The 16,847-nt window shown below is 71.0% G+C and carries 17 protein-coding genes and 1 tRNA gene; 7 read left to right on the forward strand and 11 right to left on the reverse strand.

From position 1 onward, the window contains the following. Positions 1-85: 85 nt before the first annotated feature. The 6 genes from OG570_RS13440 to OG570_RS13465 all read right to left on the reverse strand — a co-directional run bounded on the left by OG570_RS13440 (position 86) and on the right by OG570_RS13465 (position 5,142). Positions 86-493, reverse strand: coding sequence for a hypothetical protein (locus OG570_RS13440; RefSeq protein ID WP_326945073.1), 408 nt, complete (start codon positions 491-493; stop codon positions 86-88). Then, positions 490-3,219 carry an FtsK/SpoIIIE domain-containing protein gene (locus OG570_RS13445; protein WP_326956708.1) on the reverse strand — a complete coding sequence of 910 codons (2,730 nt, stop codon included), beginning with the start codon at positions 3,217-3,219 and terminating at the stop codon, positions 490-492. Before OG570_RS13445 ends, OG570_RS13440 begins: the two co-directional genes overlap by 4 nt. A gap of 35 nt (positions 3,220-3,254) precedes the next feature. Next, entirely contained in the window at positions 3,255-3,500 is a 246-nt protein-coding gene (locus OG570_RS13450) for a hypothetical protein (protein ID WP_247058978.1), read from the reverse strand. A 4-nt stretch (positions 3,501-3,504) separates the two neighbouring features. Beyond that, the gene (locus tag OG570_RS13455; RefSeq protein WP_247058976.1) at positions 3,505-3,765 is read right to left on the reverse strand and encodes a hypothetical protein; all 261 of its coding nucleotides are present in this window, start codon (positions 3,763-3,765) and stop codon (positions 3,505-3,507) included. A gap of 490 nt (positions 3,766-4,255) precedes the next feature. Beyond that, positions 4,256-4,340, reverse strand: a tRNA-Ser gene (locus OG570_RS13460). Positions 4,341-4,398: 58 nt separating this feature from the next. Further along, the gene (locus OG570_RS13465; protein WP_326945071.1) at positions 4,399-5,142 is read right to left on the reverse strand and encodes a PP2C family protein-serine/threonine phosphatase; all 744 of its coding nucleotides are present in this window, start codon (positions 5,140-5,142) and stop codon (positions 4,399-4,401) included. Positions 5,143-5,219: 77 nt separating this feature from the next. On the opposite strand from OG570_RS13465, the gene OG570_RS13470 reads away from it, so the two are divergent. Together OG570_RS13470 and OG570_RS13475 are read left to right on the forward strand one after the other, a co-directional pair. After that, on the forward strand, positions 5,220-6,974 hold the full coding sequence (locus tag OG570_RS13470) for an HsdM family class I SAM-dependent methyltransferase (protein WP_326956709.1): 1,755 nt from the start codon (positions 5,220-5,222) through the stop codon (positions 6,972-6,974). Between the two features lie 22 nt (positions 6,975-6,996). After that, positions 6,997-7,887 carry a serine/threonine-protein kinase gene (locus OG570_RS13475; protein ID WP_247058973.1) on the forward strand — a complete coding sequence of 297 codons (891 nt, stop codon included), beginning with the start codon at positions 6,997-6,999 and terminating at the stop codon, positions 7,885-7,887. Here OG570_RS13475 and OG570_RS13480 read toward each other — a convergent pair. Continuing rightward, positions 7,877-8,386: a hypothetical protein gene (locus OG570_RS13480; protein WP_326956710.1), complete on the reverse strand. Its 510-nt coding sequence runs from the start codon at positions 8,384-8,386 to the stop codon at positions 7,877-7,879. The two genes, OG570_RS13475 and OG570_RS13480, sit on opposite strands and share 11 nt — an antisense overlap. Before the next feature lie 112 nt (positions 8,387-8,498). After that, complete coding sequence (locus OG570_RS13485; protein ID WP_326956711.1) at positions 8,499-9,020, reverse strand: GrpB family protein; 522 nt, start codon at positions 9,018-9,020, stop codon at positions 8,499-8,501. Between the two features lie 107 nt (positions 9,021-9,127). Between OG570_RS13485 and OG570_RS13490 the strand changes: the two genes are divergently transcribed. The 3 genes from OG570_RS13490 to OG570_RS13500 all read left to right on the forward strand — a co-directional run bounded on the left by OG570_RS13490 (position 9,128) and on the right by OG570_RS13500 (position 13,259). Continuing rightward, a complete protein-coding gene (locus OG570_RS13490; RefSeq protein WP_326956712.1) occupies positions 9,128-9,784 on the forward strand; it encodes a L,D-transpeptidase in 657 nt (218 codons plus the stop codon). 111 nt (positions 9,785-9,895) lie between these two features. Next, positions 9,896-12,721: a PQQ-dependent sugar dehydrogenase gene (locus tag OG570_RS13495; RefSeq protein ID WP_326956713.1), complete on the forward strand. Its 2,826-nt coding sequence runs from the start codon at positions 9,896-9,898 to the stop codon at positions 12,719-12,721. 4 nt (positions 12,722-12,725) lie between these two features. Beyond that, on the forward strand, positions 12,726-13,259 hold the full coding sequence (locus OG570_RS13500) for a L,D-transpeptidase (protein ID WP_326956714.1): 534 nt from the start codon (positions 12,726-12,728) through the stop codon (positions 13,257-13,259). On the opposite strand, the gene OG570_RS13505 is transcribed toward OG570_RS13500, so the two are convergent. After that, positions 13,252-14,772 carry a 3-hydroxyacyl-CoA dehydrogenase gene (locus OG570_RS13505; RefSeq protein ID WP_326956715.1) on the reverse strand — a complete coding sequence of 507 codons (1,521 nt, stop codon included), beginning with the start codon at positions 14,770-14,772 and terminating at the stop codon, positions 13,252-13,254. The two genes, OG570_RS13500 and OG570_RS13505, sit on opposite strands and share 8 nt — an antisense overlap. A 52-nt stretch (positions 14,773-14,824) precedes the next feature. On the opposite strand from OG570_RS13505, the gene OG570_RS13510 reads away from it, so the two are divergent. Further along, on the forward strand, positions 14,825-15,415 hold the full coding sequence (locus OG570_RS13510) for a TetR/AcrR family transcriptional regulator (protein WP_326956716.1): 591 nt from the start codon (positions 14,825-14,827) through the stop codon (positions 15,413-15,415). On the opposite strand, the gene OG570_RS13515 is transcribed toward OG570_RS13510, so the two are convergent. Further along, a complete protein-coding gene (locus OG570_RS13515) occupies positions 15,412-16,083 on the reverse strand; it encodes a TetR/AcrR family transcriptional regulator (protein ID WP_326956718.1) in 672 nt (223 codons plus the stop codon). The two genes, OG570_RS13510 and OG570_RS13515, sit on opposite strands and share 4 nt — an antisense overlap. A gap of 127 nt (positions 16,084-16,210) precedes the next feature. Between OG570_RS13515 and OG570_RS13520 the strand changes: the two genes are divergently transcribed. Further along, complete coding sequence (locus OG570_RS13520) at positions 16,211-16,657, forward strand: nitroreductase family deazaflavin-dependent oxidoreductase (RefSeq protein ID WP_326945062.1); 447 nt, start codon at positions 16,211-16,213, stop codon at positions 16,655-16,657. Here the strand turns inward: OG570_RS13520 and OG570_RS13525 are convergent. Then, a complete protein-coding gene (locus OG570_RS13525) occupies positions 16,647-16,847 on the reverse strand; it encodes a hypothetical protein (protein WP_326956720.1) in 201 nt (66 codons plus the stop codon). The two genes, OG570_RS13520 and OG570_RS13525, sit on opposite strands and share 11 nt — an antisense overlap.

Raw genomic sequence — 16,847 nt, forward strand, 5'->3', positions numbered from 1 at the left:
GCCGGTGGTGCGGCCGCGCAGGCAGGTTCCGGACGAAGACGAGCCCTACGACACCGTCTACGACGTCCGAGCACGGCTGGAACGGCTAGGCCGGCGGCGGCTGCTCGCCCCGCTTCGCCGCCGCGCGCTTGGCTCGCCACCCCAGGCTCAGGACCGCCTGCACCAGTTCCTGGTAGCTCGGCTTGACCTCCTCGAGGTACCGCTCGAGGTAGGCCGCGCGGGCAGTCGGGACGGGGCGGGGGTGGTCGCCCGGGGGGAGCCACGTGAGGCCCTGGATGTTGTGCAGCGCCATCTTCCACCAGCGCGTCGCGCGCTCGGCCGCGCGTTCCTCGCGTTCGGTCGCGACGGCGATCGCGTTCGACGCTTCCTCGATCTCCGCCTCGATCGACTCCGCGCGCCGGAGCTCCCAGGCGCGGAGGTTGTCCGCCGAGCCACGGGACAGGGCGATGATTTCCTTGTACCGCATGGCCGCGGTGGCGCCGTCGTCGGTCATTGCGCGTTCTCCGGACGCTGGAACGGGATGATCACTTCGGGCGCGCCGTGCGTGGTGCGGTCGAAGAACAACGCCCGGCCCGGGCGCGGCGACCAGTGCACGACCTGCCCCGCGGCGAACGGCGCGAGCTCGTTGCCCTGGACGTCCAGGGCCGCCCACGCGCCGATGTCGTCGGTGCCGGCGAACCCCAGCGTGTCCTTGAGCCGGGCGATGCTGCGCCACCAGCCGATCGTGTGGATGCCGTGGCTCGGTCCTTGTTTCAGGATCACGCGCAGGTGGTCGAGGCCGCTCTTCAGCTGCCCGACCGCCTTCGCCTCGAGCGTCGGCAGGGCCGCGTCGACGCCGTACAGCAGCATGATCTTCGCGCCGCCGGACATCGAGCCCGTCATCGACTCGAGCACGCCCGTGAGGTCGTCGACGAGGGTCGCCGCGTGGCCGTCGGCGCGCAGGTGCTCGGTCAGCTCCAGTGCGGCCGAGGCGCACGCCTCGATCGGGCAGCTCAAGATGAACTCGACTTCGCCGGGTTCGTACTGCCGGGACAGCGACCGCGCCGCGGAGTCCATGATGGACAGAGCCTCGGCGGTGGCGGACCCGAGCACCGCGACGTTGCGGCCCGGCGCCCGGGGCAGCTCGACGCCGCACGCCGCCTCGGTGACGTCGATCGACTGGCCCAGCAGCGCCCGCGGCTTGGACGTCGGCTTGAGGTCGAGGAACGCCGGGAACCGTTCCAGCACCGGCGAATGCGCTCCGTCGAACAAGCGCGGGCGCGGGAACCGGCCCTGGTACTCCTCCCACAACCGGTGCTGCAGCCGGACGAACACGTTCTTGCTGCTCGCGTCCGGCACGTGGGACAGCTGGTTGCCGTGCGCGATGCCGGAGTCGTGGTTGATCACCGCGTGCCACTTCGGCGCCGACACCGCCGCGTTGTTCGTCTCGGCCAGCACGCGGCGCGCCTTCGGCATCGCGATCCGCAGCGTGCACTGCTCGAACACCGCCGGCTTGCCCCAGAACGCCTCGATGCCGGCGACGTCCTGGCTGGCCAGCACCATGTGGATGCCCTGCGACCGGCCGCGGCGGGCGATGTCCTCGAGCAGCTGCGTCGCCGTCGCGGTGACCTGGTCGCGCCCGGCGAACAGGTACTGGAACTCGTCGATCACCGCGACGATCCGCGGCCAGTGCCCGCCGGGGTCGGCTTCGCGCAGGTCGGCGAGGTTGGTGACTTCGTGCTCCTTCGCCGCCGACGACCGCCTTCGCAGCTCGTCGGTGAGGAAACGCAGCAGGGCCAGGCCGAACTCGCGGTCGGTGTTGACGTTGACGCCGACGAGCCGCGCGTGCGGCAGCCAGCTCGCGTCCTTGCGCCCCGGCGCCAGCCCGGCGAACGAGACGCCTTCCTTGAAGTCCAGCAGGTACAACGCCAGCTCGTCCGGGGTGTAGCGCGCCGAGAGGCTGCCGAGCAGCGCGTACAGGAAGTTCGTCTTGCCGGACCCGGACGGCCCGCCGATCAGCGCGTGCGGGCTCGCGTCGCCGATCACGACCTCGACCGGTTCGCCTTCGAAGAACCCCACCGGGGCCCGGAGTTCACGCGCGGAGCTGTGGTGCCCGAGCTCGGGCGGGAGCAGGTCGTCGAACGACCGCGGCCCGCCCTGCTTGGCGATCAGCGCGTCCGCGATCTTGCCCGCCGCGCGGATGACCTGGCCGGACGGCATCGGCGGATCGAGGTCCACGAGCAGGTCGGTGCCGGTCATGCTGCTGATCGCGTGCCGGTCGTCGGTCAGGCTCAGCGTCTCGACCGACGCGCTGACCACGGTCGGCACGTCGATCATGATCAGGCAGATCCCCGCGGCCAGCGCCCCGCTCGCGACGCGCTTGAGGTCGCGCGCGCGTTCCGGTTCGAGGGTTTCGCCGTTGCCGTAGAGCACGGCGATGCGGAACGGCTCGATCCGTTGCCGCTGCGCCTTCCGCAGCTCCCGCAACGAGGTGTGGCCCGCCTGCATGCCGGTGGCGTGGATGCGGCGGATGTGCCCGGCCAGCTCGTCGAGGAGGTCCTCCAGCCGGCCCGGGTCGTACAGCGAGAGCGCGCTGGTGCGGCTCAGCGGGTAGAGGTCCGGCAGGATCGCGGTCAGCTGCCCGATGTCCCACAGGTGGATGCGCACGGCGCCGGGTTCGAACGTCGAAAGCACGCGGATCAGCAGGTTCTGGACGATGCCGTCGATCGTGGGCCGGGTCTTGGGCGCCGACGTGATCGCCAGGTGCGACTCGTCGAGCAGCGGGACGGCGACGTCGAACGCGCGGGTGGGGTCACCGCCGGCGGCCGTGGCGGAACCGACGCGCCACAGCCCGGGCGCGGTGATGCCGGCGTTGTGGCCGACGCGGCCGAGCCAGTCGCCCGCCGGCAGCCCGGCCGGGCCGGGTGCGTTCTGCGCCACCACTTCGCGCAGGGTCGCGGGGCCTTGGCTCCAGTCCGTGTAGTGGGTGCTGCGGATCGCGCCGAGCGCGCCGAAGACCTCGTGCGCGGCGGGGTGGCGGGACCAGTCGTTCTGCTGCTCGGTGCTGGCGTGGTTCATGCCGACGCGGACGATGTCGCGCTCCAGCTCGAGTTTGGCCAGGTCGGCTTCGGCCGCTTGACGGGCTCCGGCCGCCGCGCCCAGTACCAGCCCGATCTGGTGGCGGACCCGGTCGAGTGCGGTCTCGACGCGGTTGCGTTGCTCGGCTGACTTGTTGGCCATCGGCGTCCCCAAGAAAAAAGGTGTCCCGGAAAGGATTACAGGCGCGATCGGTATCCGCTCACCAGATCCTCGGCGGAGGCCAGGCGGCCGAGGAGCTGATCCAGCCCCTCGCCGGCCTGCGCGTACTGCGAAGGGAGCCAGGGATCGGCCTTGGCCTGGGCGTCCACCAGCGCTTGCCGGGCTTCCCCGAGCAGGCTTGTGGCCCGCTCGGTTTGGGCGCGCGCGTCGGCGAGCCCGGCCACGACGGCGGTGAGCAGCTGGTGAAGTTCGGCGAGTGTCATCCGGCTAGAGACGCGCCGAGTACGAGTCGGCGGACGAAATGCTGGCCTGGATGGTGCTCTGCATACCGCTGATGTCGTGCAGCGCCTGGGCCAGCAGGCCGTGGGCCTGGCTCACTTCGTGCTGGCTGCTTCCCTGCGTCGCCTGCGAGAGCGACTGCTGGGCTTCTTCGAGAGACTGCGCTGCTTGCTGGAGGGCGGCGATGCCTGCGGACGCCTTTTCGTTGGCGAGCGCGATGCCAGCGCGGATCTCTTCGACTCCGGCCATCGGGCCTCTACTCCTCGAGTCTGGTTGGTCTTGCGGGGACGGATTTCTATTGAAACAGATCCAGCGACGCACCGTGATCATCAGATGATGCCCAGTGATCGCGGGTCCGGAATCAGCAAGGCCCCGGACGCAGGAACGTCCGGGGCCTGGCCGATCACGGTGCGTGCGGGGGTCATCCCGGCACGAATGCCGCACACTGGCGTCGGTGGCCTGCACTACCCCAGGTCAGAGCGATTTTCGTGCCACTTCGGGCCTCTCTGAACGGGGGCGGTCGAGGTGGTCCGAAGACTATCGCGCGCTGATCGACAGGCTTCGATCAGCCCTGCTCGTAACTCCCTGCTACCGCGCAGAAAACTTCAGTTCGTTTTTGAAGACGTCTCACGTTAGGCCTGCTGGCCGAACGCGGCTGGGCCGCTGCGATTCCGGGCCCGCAAACGACGAAACGCCGAGCGGCCCGTGAAGGCTGCTCGGCGTCTCGCCTGATCAAGTGCGGAGGATACAGGATTCGAACCTGCGAGGGCGTGAACCCAACACGCTTTCCAAGCGTGCGCCTTAGGCCGCTCGGCCAATCCTCCGCAGGAGACGATACCGGACGCCCTTCCGTGCCTGCGAAGGCGGGTCAGGCCGACGCGGTCAGGGTGCGACGTCGGCGACCACGCACGTGATGTTGTCGGGGCCGCCTGCTTCGTTGGCCAGGCGGATCAGCTCCGCGACCAGCTCCGCGGGGTCCGTGATGCCCGCGAGGGTGTCGCGCAAGGTGGGTTCGCTGACCGGGCCGCTGAGGCCGTCCGAGCAGAGCAGGTAACGGTCGCCCGGCTTCGCGGTGAACGTCCAGACGTCCGCCTCGCTCGAGCCCGACGTCTGCAGGGCGCGCATCAGCAGGGAGCGCCGCGGGTGGGAGTCGGCGTCTTCGGCGGCGACGCGGCCGTCTTCGACCAAGGCCTGGACGAGCGTGTGGTCGCGGGTCAGCCGGCGCAGGTCGCCGTCGCGCAGGAGGTAGCCGCGGGAGTCGCCGATGTGGGCCGCGGCGAACGTGCCGCCGTCGAAGAGCAGTGCGGTGAGGGTGGTGCCCATGCCTTCGGTGGTGGGCTCTTGCGACGCGACTTCGGTCAGCCGCTCGTCGATCGACTTGACGACACCCGTCAGCGTCGGGATCAGATCGATAGTGGTCAGGTCGATCCGGCGCAGGTCGACGTCGAGCTCGCGCAGCACGTCGACGGCGGTCGCGCTGGCCACTTCGCCGTGCGGCTGACCGCCGATGCCGTCGGCGACGGCGATCAGGCGGGAACTCGCGTACATCGAGTCCTCGTTGATCCGGCGCCGCCTGCCGACGTCCGACCCCGCGGCGTACCGCAGGACGTACCGATCGTGTGTCATGCTCCCATGAAAGCATTGGTTGACTGAGTTCACAAGCAAGACGGCTGAACGGACCATCCTCCGATAGAGTCCTCGCCATGGACGACGACGCCACGGTCAGCGCGGCAGACATCGCGCGCCTCGGCGGGGTCGGCCGGGCCGCGGTGAGCAACTGGCGCCGCCGGTACCCCGACTTCCCGCAGCCGGTCGGCGGCACGGCGTCGAGCCCGCTGTTCGGCCTGTCCGACGTCGCCGGCTGGTTCCACGCCCGCGGCAAGAAGTTCGAGCTGTCCGCGGCGGAACGCGCCTGGCAGCGCCTGCGCGCCCTCGGTGACGACCTCGACCTCGCCGAGCGCGTGAGCCGCGCGGGCGTCTTCTTCGCTTTCCAGGCCGGGATCTTCGACACCTTCGACCACAAGCTCGCCGACGCCGAACTGCTCACGCTGCTCAGCGAGATGACCCACCGGACGGGCCCGGTCGACGCCTTCGAGTTGTTGTGCCGCAGGTACTTCGAGGCGCACTCGCGGCGGTTGTCGACGACGCCGGAGCCGGTCGCCGAGCTGATGGCCCGGCTCGTCGGGCCGGTGTCGGCCATCCTCGACCCGGCGTGCGGCTTCGGCGCGCTCGCCCTCGCGAGCGGCGCGAAGACCGTGCTGGGGCAGGACAGTGACCCGATGACGGCGTCGATCGCGTCGCTGCGGCTGCGGTTGCGCGGCGTCGAGGCCGACGTCCACGCGGTCGACGCGCTGCGTGAAGACGCCTTCGCCGGCCGGACCGCCGAAGCCGTGCTGTGCGACCCGCCGTTCAACGAACGGGCCTGGGGTCACGACGAACTGGTCGGCGACGCGCGCTGGGAGTACGGCCTGCCGCCGCGCGGCGAGCCCGAGCTCGCCTGGGTGCAGCACTGCCTGGCGCACGTCGAACCCGGTGGCACGGTGGCGATCCTGATGCCGGGCGCGGCGGCCGGGCGGCGCAGCGGGAAGCGCATCCGCGGCAACCTCCTGCGCGCGGGCGCGGTCCGCGCGGTCGTCACGCTGACGTCGGTGGGCCCGGACCTCTGGCTGCTGCGGCGGCCGGTGGCCGGCGAACGCCCGCCGTCCACCGTGCTGCTCGGCGAAGCGGGCGACGATCTGTCCACAGTGGAGGCTGACTGGCTGGAGTTCCTGGCCCGGCCGGAATCCGGCGTCCGGATCATCGACCTGCTCGACGACGACGTCGACCTCTCGCCCGCCCGGTGGCGGGCCCGGGACGAGGACCCGGGGCAGGCGTTCCAGGCCGTCCGGGAGCGGTTCGACGAGCTGGTGCCGCACCTGCCACCGCTCGATACGGCGGACGTCGAGCCGACGTTCACGACCATCGGCGAGCTGGTGAAGGCCGGCGTCGTCGAGGTCCGGCACGCCGCGCGGGCGGACGCCGAGCCACCGGTCGCGGAGGCGGGTGACGTCGTCGCGTCGGTGACCGGCACCGCGTACGTCCACAGTGGACCGTCGCACTCGGTGGGGGCCGGGCTCACCGTCTACCGCGTCGACCCGGAACGGCTGGACGCGGACTTCCTCGCCGGCTGCCTGCGCGCGGCCGACCTCCCGGCCACCTCGGCGTCGACCCGGATCGACAGCAGGCGCGTGCGGATCCCGCGTTGCCCGCTCGACGTCCAGTACCGGTACGGCCTGGTCTTCCAGCAACTCGCCGAGTTCGACGACGTTCTGCGCGAGGCGGCGGAAACGGGCCGTGAGCTGGTCCGGCTAGGCTTCGCGGGACTCGTCGAAGGACGGCTCCGCCCCACCACCGCGGTCGGGGGGTCCGTGGGGGCGGAGCCCCTCGGGCGGGGCGCGGGGGTTGCACCCCCGCATTAGCACAGGGGCCGAAGGGGAACGGATGCTGATCGCCGACCGCTACGAGCTCGACGAACTGCCGCTCGGCCGCGGCGGGATGGGCGCGGTGCACGGCGGGCACGACCGCAGGCTGGGCCGGCGCGTCGCGATCAAGCTGCTCAGGCTCCCGGGCCGTGACGAAGAGCTCGAAGCCCGCTTCGCCCGCGAAGCACGGATTCTCGCGACGCTCGACCACCCCGGCGTCCCGGCGCTGTACGACTACGGCACGCACGACGACCGGTTGTTCCAGGTCATGCAGTTCGTCGAGGGCGTGACGATCGCCGATCTGCTCGCCGAGCACGGGCCGCTGCCGGTGCCGTGGGCCGCGGCGATCGCGGCGCAGGCCTGCGCGGTGCTGACCGCCGCCCACGCGCTCGCGGTGTGCCACCGCGACCTCAAGCCGTCCAACCTGATGCTCGGCCCGGACGGCGGGGTGAAGGTGATGGACTTCGGCCTCGCGGTGCTGCGCGAAGCCGACGCCGCGCAGTTCACGCGGGCCGGGCAGCTGCTGGGTACGCCGTCGTACATGGCGCCCGAGCAGATCCAGCGCGGGGGCGCCGAACCGCGCAGTGACCTCTACGCGCTCGGCTGCGTGCTCCACGAGATGCTCACCGGGCAACGGCTCTTCGACGGCCCCACCGCGTACGCGGTCTTCGAGCGGCAGGTCAAGGAGCTGCCGCCACCGGTCGCGGGGATTCCCCCGCACCTCAACGCGTTGCTCGCCGAGATGCTGGCGAAGGACCCCGAAGACCGGCCGGCCGGCGCGGCGGTGCTGTACGACCGGCTCGGGCCGTTCGTCAGCGGACTGCCTCCGCTGCCGGGGTTCCTGGCGCCGCCGTCGGTGGCCAGCCCGGGCCGGATGTACGCGCGGATGCTGGGCCGCGTCACCGGCTGAGCGCCACCGGGCCGCGTTCGGCCAGCGGCAGGCCGGCCAGCCGGATGCGGCGGCCGGTCGTCGCGTTCTGCACCGCGATGCTGACGCCCAGGGTGAGCGCGATCGACGCCGACGACAGCGGGCCCGCGACACCGAGCACGGTGGCCAGCGCGACCAGGCCGATCCGGACGCCGATCGTCAGCACCCAGAGGCCGAGCGTGGCGGCCGAGCCCTTCTGGAACGTCGTGCCTTCGCGGACGCTCAACGTCGTCGTGGTGCTGCGGAGCACGCCGAGCCCGGCGAGCACGACCAGGTCGACGCCGAGGAAGCCGAGCTCGGCGGCCGAGCTGCCGGGCAACGCCTTCAGCGTCAGGTAGCCGCCCACCACAACGAGGATCAGCGGCATCGTCACCAGCGACTTGCGGTTGAGCAACGTGCCGCGCAGCTGCTTGTAGACGACCTTGTAGAGGACGAGGCCGGCGAGGGCGACGTAGAGGAGGACGGTGGCGGTGCTGGACATCGGAGGCTCCCGGTTTCGAAGGTGCCTCCAGCTTCGGCGTCCGGCCGCCTGATTACGTCGGCGTGCGGATCGGTCCCGGGTGGAACCCGGCCTCCACCCCCGGGTTGACGCGCTACTCCTCCCAGACCGGCTCGGGCGGCAGGCCGCGCTCGGCGCGGGCCGCGTCGGACAGTTCCTGGATGAGGTCGGTCTTCGCCCGCGTGTAGGCGTCTCCGGTCATCCCGGACGCGGCCAGCTTCTGCTTCAGCTCGCCGTACCGGCGCGCGGCTTCCGGGTACTTCCGCAGGTGAGCGGCCATGACCCGCTCCTTGTTGAACTCCCAGTTCGTCGGCGGGAAGACGTGCAGGTGGTGCGTGCGGACGTCGCCGGCGCGCCGGACGAACAGCAGCCGTCCCGGGGCGCCGAAGTCCTCGGCGCGGTAGCCGAGGCCGTCGAACAGGCCGGGCGGGACGGCGTCGAGATCGGGCGCGAGAGCGGCGATGTCGATGATGGGCTTGGCCGCGAGGCCGGGTACCGATGTGCTGCCGACGTGCTCGACCTGGGAGAACCGGTCGCCGGCCACGGCGAGGATCTCGGCGCGGGCCTCGGCGAAGCGCTGCGGCCACGCCTGGTCGTAGGAAGAAACGATCACCATCGGGTCATCATCTACCCAATCGTGACCTTCGTGGACGAACCTCTGGCGGGGGACTCCCGTCTTTAGGGGTGTCCGACGGAGATCGAGTCTTCTGGGGGTACGGGATCGTGAAGAGGCTTCTGGCGGGAGCGGCCGCGCTGGCCACGGCGTTGGTGCTGACCGCGTGCTCGGGCGGGTCGTCCGGTGCGGGCGAGCCGAACGCCGGCGGCGGGGCCGTCGCGGCGGGCACCGGCGGCGGGGCGCCGACGACGTCCGCGAGCACGTCCACGGCTCCGCCCACCACGTCGGCCAGCGCGACGCCGACGCCGACGCCGTCGACGACCAAGCCCGCGCCGACCAGCACCACGCCCAAGCCGAAGCCGAAGCCCAAGCCGGCCCCGAAGCCCGCCGCCGACCCGAGCGTGCCGTGCGCGGCCGCCGCCGCGTCCGCGGGCACGGCCGCCTGCGTCGACCTCTCGGCGCACAAGACCTGGATCCTGCAGGGCGGCAAGGTCGTCTACGGGCCGGTTTCGATGCTGCCGGGCCGCAAGGGCTACGCGACGCCGACCGGCACGTTCCACGTGCTGTCGAAGGAGAAGGTGCACCTGTCGAAGGAGTTCGACAACGCGCCGATGCCGAACTCGGTCTTCTTCTACCCGGGTGACGCGTTCCACACCGGCAGCCTGTCGGTGTACTCGCACGGCTGCATCCACCTGTCGGCGAGCTCGTCGCTGAAGTACTTCAACACGCTGCACGTCGGCGACGTGGTGCAGGTTGTTCCGTAACGAGTCATCAATCAATACGGACAGTAGATCACGGTAGAGTAACTTCACTCGTAAGAGTGCAACTGGCCCCCCTGTTCAGGCGATAAGAAATCGCTTGGGAAGGGGGGCCAAATGGCCTTGGGAAAGCTTCGAGCACTACGCCACGCTCTCGTGGCGGTCGTGCTGACGGGGGCATTGCTGCCGGCCGTGACCACTGGGGTGGCCACGGCGGCGGCAGCACTCCCGCAGGGATTCGTCCTGCGGGACACGGACACCGGACTCGGTGTGGGGGAACTGACCGACTTCGCTTACCTGCCGGACAACTCGATGCTCGCCATCGGGAAGAGCGGCGGCGTGCGATGGGTCTCGGCGACGGGTGGCGCGCCGAAAACCGTCACCAACCTGACCGTTCGCACGATCGGTGACCTCGGCCTGGTGGGCATCGCCGTGTCACCGGACTACGCGACCACGCACAACATCTACCTGACGCGCTCGATAGACAGCGGGACCGGCTTCGTCATGCGGCTCTCGCGGTTCACCGTCACGCTCGACGGCACGGGGACGCCGTCCGGGCTGACCGGCGAGCAGGTCGTCTTCGAGACGCCGGGCATCCACAACGTCCACGGCATCAACACCGTCCTCGCGCCGGCGGACGGCACGCTCTGGGTGTCGATCGGCGACAGCGGCGACTTCACGCAGGCGGACCCGGGTTCGCTGCGCGCGCAGGACGTCAACCAGCCCTACGGCAAGATCCTGCACCTGACCAAGGACGGCAACGGCGTCCCGGGCAACCCGTACTACGACGCGGCGAACCCGGCGTCGAGCGCGAGCAAGGTCTTCGCACGCGGCTTCCGCAACCCGTTCCGGTTCAGCATCGACCCGAACCTCGGCCTGCCGGTCGCCGGGGACGTCGGCTGGAACAGCTACGAAGAGATCGACGTCGTCCAGCGCGGCGCCAACCAGGGCTGGCCGTGCTGGGAGGGCAACCACCCCACGCCCGGTTTCACCGGCCTCGCCGAGTGCGCCGCGGTGGTGAACCAGCCGCCGATCACCGAGTACCAGCACGGTGACGGCATCAACAACGGCAACAGCGTCAGCGGCGGGATCCTCTACAACGGCTCCAGCTACCCGGCGGCCTACCGCGGTTCCTACTTCTTCGGCGACTACGCGACGCAGAAGATCTGGACCCTGCGCTACGACGACCAGGGCAAGCTCACGCAGGCGCCGGAAACACCGCCCGTCTTCACCGGCGTCGGCGGCCCGGTCAAGTTCGCCCCCGCGCCGAACGGCGACATCGTGTTCGCCGACATCCTCAGCGGCAAGATCCGGCGGCTGACCTACACCTCCGGCAACACCGTGCCGATCGCGGCCGCGACGTCGACCACCAACCCGGACACCCGGACGGTTTCCTTCGACGGCTCGACGTCGGTCGACTACGACAACGACCCGCTGAAGTACGACTGGGACTTCGGCGACGGCACGACCGCCCTCGACGCCGGCCCGCAGGTGAACCACACCTACACGGCGGGCACCGACGCGTTCACCGCGACGCTGACGGTCCGGGACCCGCTGGGGGCGACCGGGACGACCACCGTCGCGGTCGCGCCGGGCAACCACAGCCCGCAGCTCACCCTGACCACGCCGGGCGACACCGCGACGTTCGCCGTGGGCCAGCAGGTCGGCCTGAGCGGCACCGCGACGGACGCCGAGGACGGCTCGCTGCCGATCACCTGGACGTCCACGGTGCGCCACTGCCCGAGCGAGGCGACGTGCCACGCGCACCCGGGCGTCGGCGGGACGGGGGCGAGCTTCGCGCAGCCGTTCACCGACCACCCGGACTCCCGGATGGAGTTCACCGCGACGGTGACCGACAGCGCCGGCGTCAAGGCGTCCCAGACCTACGTGGCCCGGCCGCGTGAGCACCGGATCACCCTGGTCAGCACGCAGCCCGCGGCGCTGAGCATCCCGGTCGAGGGCGGCGTCACCACGGCGCTGGTCGCCGAAGGCGCGTCCTTCGACGTCGAGGCCCCGGCACTGGGCGTCGACGGCGTCTCGAAGTTCACCGGCTGGCAGGGCGGGCCCACGACCACCACGTGGGTCGTCACGGTCGGCACGAGCGACATGACGCTGACGGCGAACTACGACACCCCGATCGACCAGCGCTACAACGCCGACGCGGCGTTGCGGACCAAGCTCGGGGCGCCGACCGCCGCCGAGGTCACCGACGGTGCGGTCCACTACCGGGCCTACGCCAACGGCAACCTCTACTGGAGCGCGGCGACCGGCGCGAAGTACGTCACCGCGCCGATCCTGGCCAAGTACCTCGCGCTCGGGGGCATCAACGCGCTCGGGGCTCCGGAGAACGACACCACGGTCGCGCCGGACGGCGTCGGCACCTACAACCACTTCACGGCCTGGTCCTCGATCTACTCCACCCCGGCCACCGGGGCGCACCTGATCAAGGGCCTGATCCGCGACAAGTGGCAGGCGCTGGGCTGGGAACGCGGCATCGGCTACCCGACGACCGACGAACTGTCCACTCCGGACGGTGTCGGCCGGTACAACCACTTCCTCAACGGCGGGAACATCGGTTCGATCTACTACACGGTCAACACCGGTGCGCACGCCCTCTACGGGGAGATCCGCAAGAAGTTCGCGGCGCTCGACTACGAGCGCGGCCTCGGCTACCCGACGACCGACGAGCTCGGCACGCCGGACGGCCGCGGCCGGTACAACCACTTCAGCCTCGGCCACTCGATCTACTACACGGTGGCCACGGGTGCGCACGCGGTGAAGGGCGAGATCCGCAAGCGCTGGGCGGCGCTCGGGTGGGAGAACTCCTACCTGCACTACCCGAAGACCGACGAGTACGTGGTGAACGGGGTGTACCGCAGCGACTTCGAAGGCGGCTACATCACGTTCACGCTCGCCGGCGGGGCGGTCGACCGCCCCTGGTGAGCCGGTGACCGAAGCACGACGAGGGCCGTCTCCGGAATTCTCCGGGGGCGGCCTTCGTCGTTTCACTCAACCTTCGGCCGGCGGTACCGCGGACGTCCGGCTGGCGGCCGAAACGCCGGCGTCGTCGACGTCCACTCCGGACTCGACTGCTGCTACGACGACGACGACGGCCAAGCCTGTGGCGGCCGGGGTGCCGTGCACGATCACGGCGAAGGCCTGCGTTTCCCTGTCCGGGAAACAGGCTTGGCTGCTCGACGAGGGCAAGATCGTCTACGGCCCGGTGAAGATCATGCCCGGCAAGAAGGGCAGCACCACGCCGCTGGGGACGTGGCACGTGCTCTACAAGGAAAAGCTGCACCTCAGCCGGGAGTTCAACAACGCTCCGATGCCGAACTCGGTGTTCTTCTACAACGGCGTCGCGTTCCACGAGGGCAGCTTGGCCAAGTACTCCAACGGCTGCGTGCACCTCTCCGCGCCGGTGTCGCTGAAGTTCTTCTCCTCGCTGAGCAAGGGTGACGAGGTCCAGGTCGTCAGGTGAGCAGGTCCGCGGGGGTCGTGCCGGTCGACGTCAGCGGCAGGCCGAGGGCGACGCGCTCGGTGAGCCACGGGCTCGGCCGGTAGCGGGGGTCGCCGGTGGCCGCCTCCAGGCCGCGCAGGATGCGCAGCACGACGTCGCCACCGACCAGGTCGCCCCAGGCCAGCGGCCCGCGCGGGTAGCCGAGGCCGAGGTGGACCGCCGTGTCGATGTCCGCCGGGGTGGCCAGGTGGTGGCCCGCGATGAAGCACGCCGTGTTGACGATCGAGGCCAGCAGGCGCTGGGCGATCGGGGCCGGGCCGTCGCGGACCACCGTCACCGGGTTCCCGGTGGCGGCCAGCGCGCCCCACGCCGCGCGGCCCACGTCCGGGTCGAGGCCGGGGTGCACCGACAGCGTCAGCCGGCGCTCGTAGCCGCCGAGCGGGTCGACGCCGGCGACGCGCGCCAGCGGCAGGCCGCCGCGGGTGGCGGCGTCCACTGTGGACTCGCCGTAGAGCGGGACGAGCAGGACGGCGTCCGGGTAGGCGTCCGACACCACGTGCACGCCGGCCGCCGACAGCACGCGCGCGAGGTGCTCGTCGGCGGTGAACACCGGGCCGGTCGGCTTCGGCGGCGCGGCCGGCTCGTCCGGGTTCTGCTGCTTGCCCTCGACGTGCCGGTAGAAGCCCTCGCCGTTCTTGCGGCCGAACAGGCCCGCGGCGACACGCGGGCGCGTCAGCCACGACGGCCGCAGCCGCGGGTCGCCGTGGAAGCCGCTCCAGATGCTCTCCAGCACGGCGTGCGAAACGTCGAGACCGGTGAGGTCGAGCAGCTCGAACGGGCCGAGCTTCAGGCCGAGCACGTCCCGCGCGACGCGGTCGACGTCGGCCGGCTCGGCCAGCGCCTCGCCGAGGATCTGCAGCGCCTCGGTGCCGAGCCCGCGCCCGGCGTGGTTGACCAGGAAGCCCGGCGCGTCTTTCGCGAGCACCGGCTCGTGGCCCCAGCCGCGGACCAGTTCGAGCGCCTCGGCGGCCAGCCAGTCGTGCGTGCGGGTGCCCGGGACGACCTCGACCAGGCGCATCAGCGGCACCGGGTTGAAGAAGTGCAGGCCGACGAGCCGGCCGGGGTCGGTCAGCTCGGCGGCGATCTCGGTGACCGACAGCGAGCTGGTGTTCGTCGCGAAGATCGTCTCCTGTGGACAGACGCGCTCCAGGCCGGCGAACAGCGCCCGCTTGGTCGCGAGGTCCTCGCGCACGGCTTCGACGACCAGGTCGACGCCGTCGGCGGGCGCGTCCGGCGCATCGACCGGGACGAGCCGGTCCTTCACCGCCTGCGGGTCCTCGGTCAGCTTGCCCTTGGCGGCGAGCTTGTCCACCATCCCGCCGACGAATTCGATCGCCTTGGCGACGGCCTCAGGCTGGACGTCGGCCAGCTCGACGGTCACCCCCGCGGTCGCGGCGAGCTGGACGATCCCGCGGCCCATCACCCCGGTCCCGATCACCCGGATCCTGCCGACCTTCCCGGCCCACCCCGTCACGTCGTGCCCGCCTTCCGCAGTTTGCCGTCCGGGCGACGGTACCGTCTCGGCCGTGGCAGGGAAGCGCCTGACGCGGGCGGAAAGCCGCGAACGCACCAAGGAGCGGCTGCTCGACGCGGCGGCCGCGCTGTTCGCCGAGCGCGGCGTCAACGGGACGTCCGTCGAGCAGATCGCCGAACGCGCCGGTTACACGCGCGGCGCGTTCTACGGCAACTTCGAGGACAAGCACGAGCTGGTGGTGGCGCTGCTGGACCAGCGGCGTTCGCAGGAGGCGGCCGAGGTCGCGGCCCTGAGCGGTGACGTCATGGCCCAGCTCAAGGAGTGGCACGGCGAGCGCGCCGAACACCTGCCGGAGTGGTTCGCACTGCGCACCGAACTGACCCTTTACGCGCTGCGCAACCCCGAAGCCCGGCCGTCGATCGGGGAGAACGAACGCGCCGCGCGTGAGCTGATCGAGGCGGGGGTGCGGGCGACGTTCGCCGCGCGCGGGGTCGAGCCGCCCGCCGATCCGGCGTTCCTCGCGCTGATCATCCACGCGCTGGAGGACGGCCTGCTCCGGCAGCGCTACTTGAGCCCGGACGGCACGAGCGACACGGTGATCGCCGACGCCGTCGAGCTGCTGCTGCGGACCTGGCTGCGTTAGAGCCCGACGAACTCCGCCATCCGCTTCGCCGTGTGGGCGAAGAACTCGTCGGCCGGGTCGACGCTGCCGACGTACTGGCCGAACAGGTCGAAGTTGATCGCCCCGAACAGCTGGGTCCACGCCATGAGCAGCCGGGCCACCGTCTCGGGTCCGGCGACGATCCCGAGGACCTTCGTGAGCGTCTCGGCCTGGGCCCGCAGCCCGGGCGTGACGTCGCCGTCGACGGCCCGCAGCTCGGTGTGCGTGAGCACCTTGACCAGGGCCAGCGCGACGCGGGCCGCCGGCGCGACGGTGTCCTGCGGGGCCTGGTAGCCGGGGATCGGCGAACCGTAGATCAGCGCGTACTCGTGCGGGTGCGCCTTCGCCCACTCGCGCGTCGCCAGCCAGATCGACAGCCAGCGCTCGCGCGGTTCGCCTTTGCCAGGGTCGGCGCCCTCGGCCGCCTCGCCGATCGCGTTGTAGGCGTCGACGATCAGGTCGGTCAGCAGCCGGTCGCGGCTGGGGAAGTAGCGGTACAGCGCGGACGAGACCATGCCCAGCTCACGCGCCACCGCGCGCAGCGAAAGCCCGTTCGCGCCGACCTCGGCGAGCTGGCGGCGGGCCTCGTCCTTGATCTCCTGGGTGAGTTCGGCGCGGGCACGTTCGCGCGCGGTCCGGGTCGCGGTCATGACGCCCAGTCTGCCATGCACGAGAGCGGCGCACAAAATCGAGAGCACTGCTCTTGACTCGTCGCGACAAAGGGTGTTCACTGCTCTTAACCGAGAGCACTGCTCTCCCGAAACTCCGGAGGACACCATGACCGAGACCCGCTACCTGAAGCCCGCCAAGTCCACCAACGTCTTCAACGAGCTGGTCGCGAAGCTGACCAAGATGGGCGTGAGCATCCTCGGCAGCCGGGTGCTGACCGTCGTCGGCCGCAAGAGCGGCGAGCCGCGCTCGACCCCGGTCAACCTGCTGACCATCGACGGCGTCGACTACCTCGTCGCCGCCCGCGGCGAGACGCAGTGGGTGCGCAACCTGCGCGTGGCCGGCCAGGGGCAGCTGCGCGTCGGACGGCGCGACGAGACCTTCACCTACCGCGAGCTGGCCGACGACGAGAAGCCCGTGATCCTGCGCGCCTACCTCAAGCGCTGGAAGTTCGAGGTCAGCGCGTTCTTCGAGGGCGTCGACGCCAAGGCGTCGGACGAGCAGCTGCGCGAGATCGCGCCCGGCTACCCGGTCTTCGAGATCTTCACGAAGTAGGTTTGCGCCGCCGGGTCACGTTCGCCGCGACCAGGACGATGCCGGCCAGGAACGCGACGAGCCCGATCAGGAACCACAGCTTCTGGCCCGTCATGAAACTTCCGGTGATGACGCCGAGGCCCTGCAGCACCCAGACGGCGCCGACGAGCAAGAGCACGACCCCGACCGCGAACGTGACCCACCGCTTCAT

The organism is Amycolatopsis sp. NBC_01286 (genome assembly GCF_035982555.1).
In the GTDB taxonomy this organism is placed as follows: domain Bacteria; phylum Actinomycetota; class Actinomycetes; order Mycobacteriales; family Pseudonocardiaceae; genus Amycolatopsis.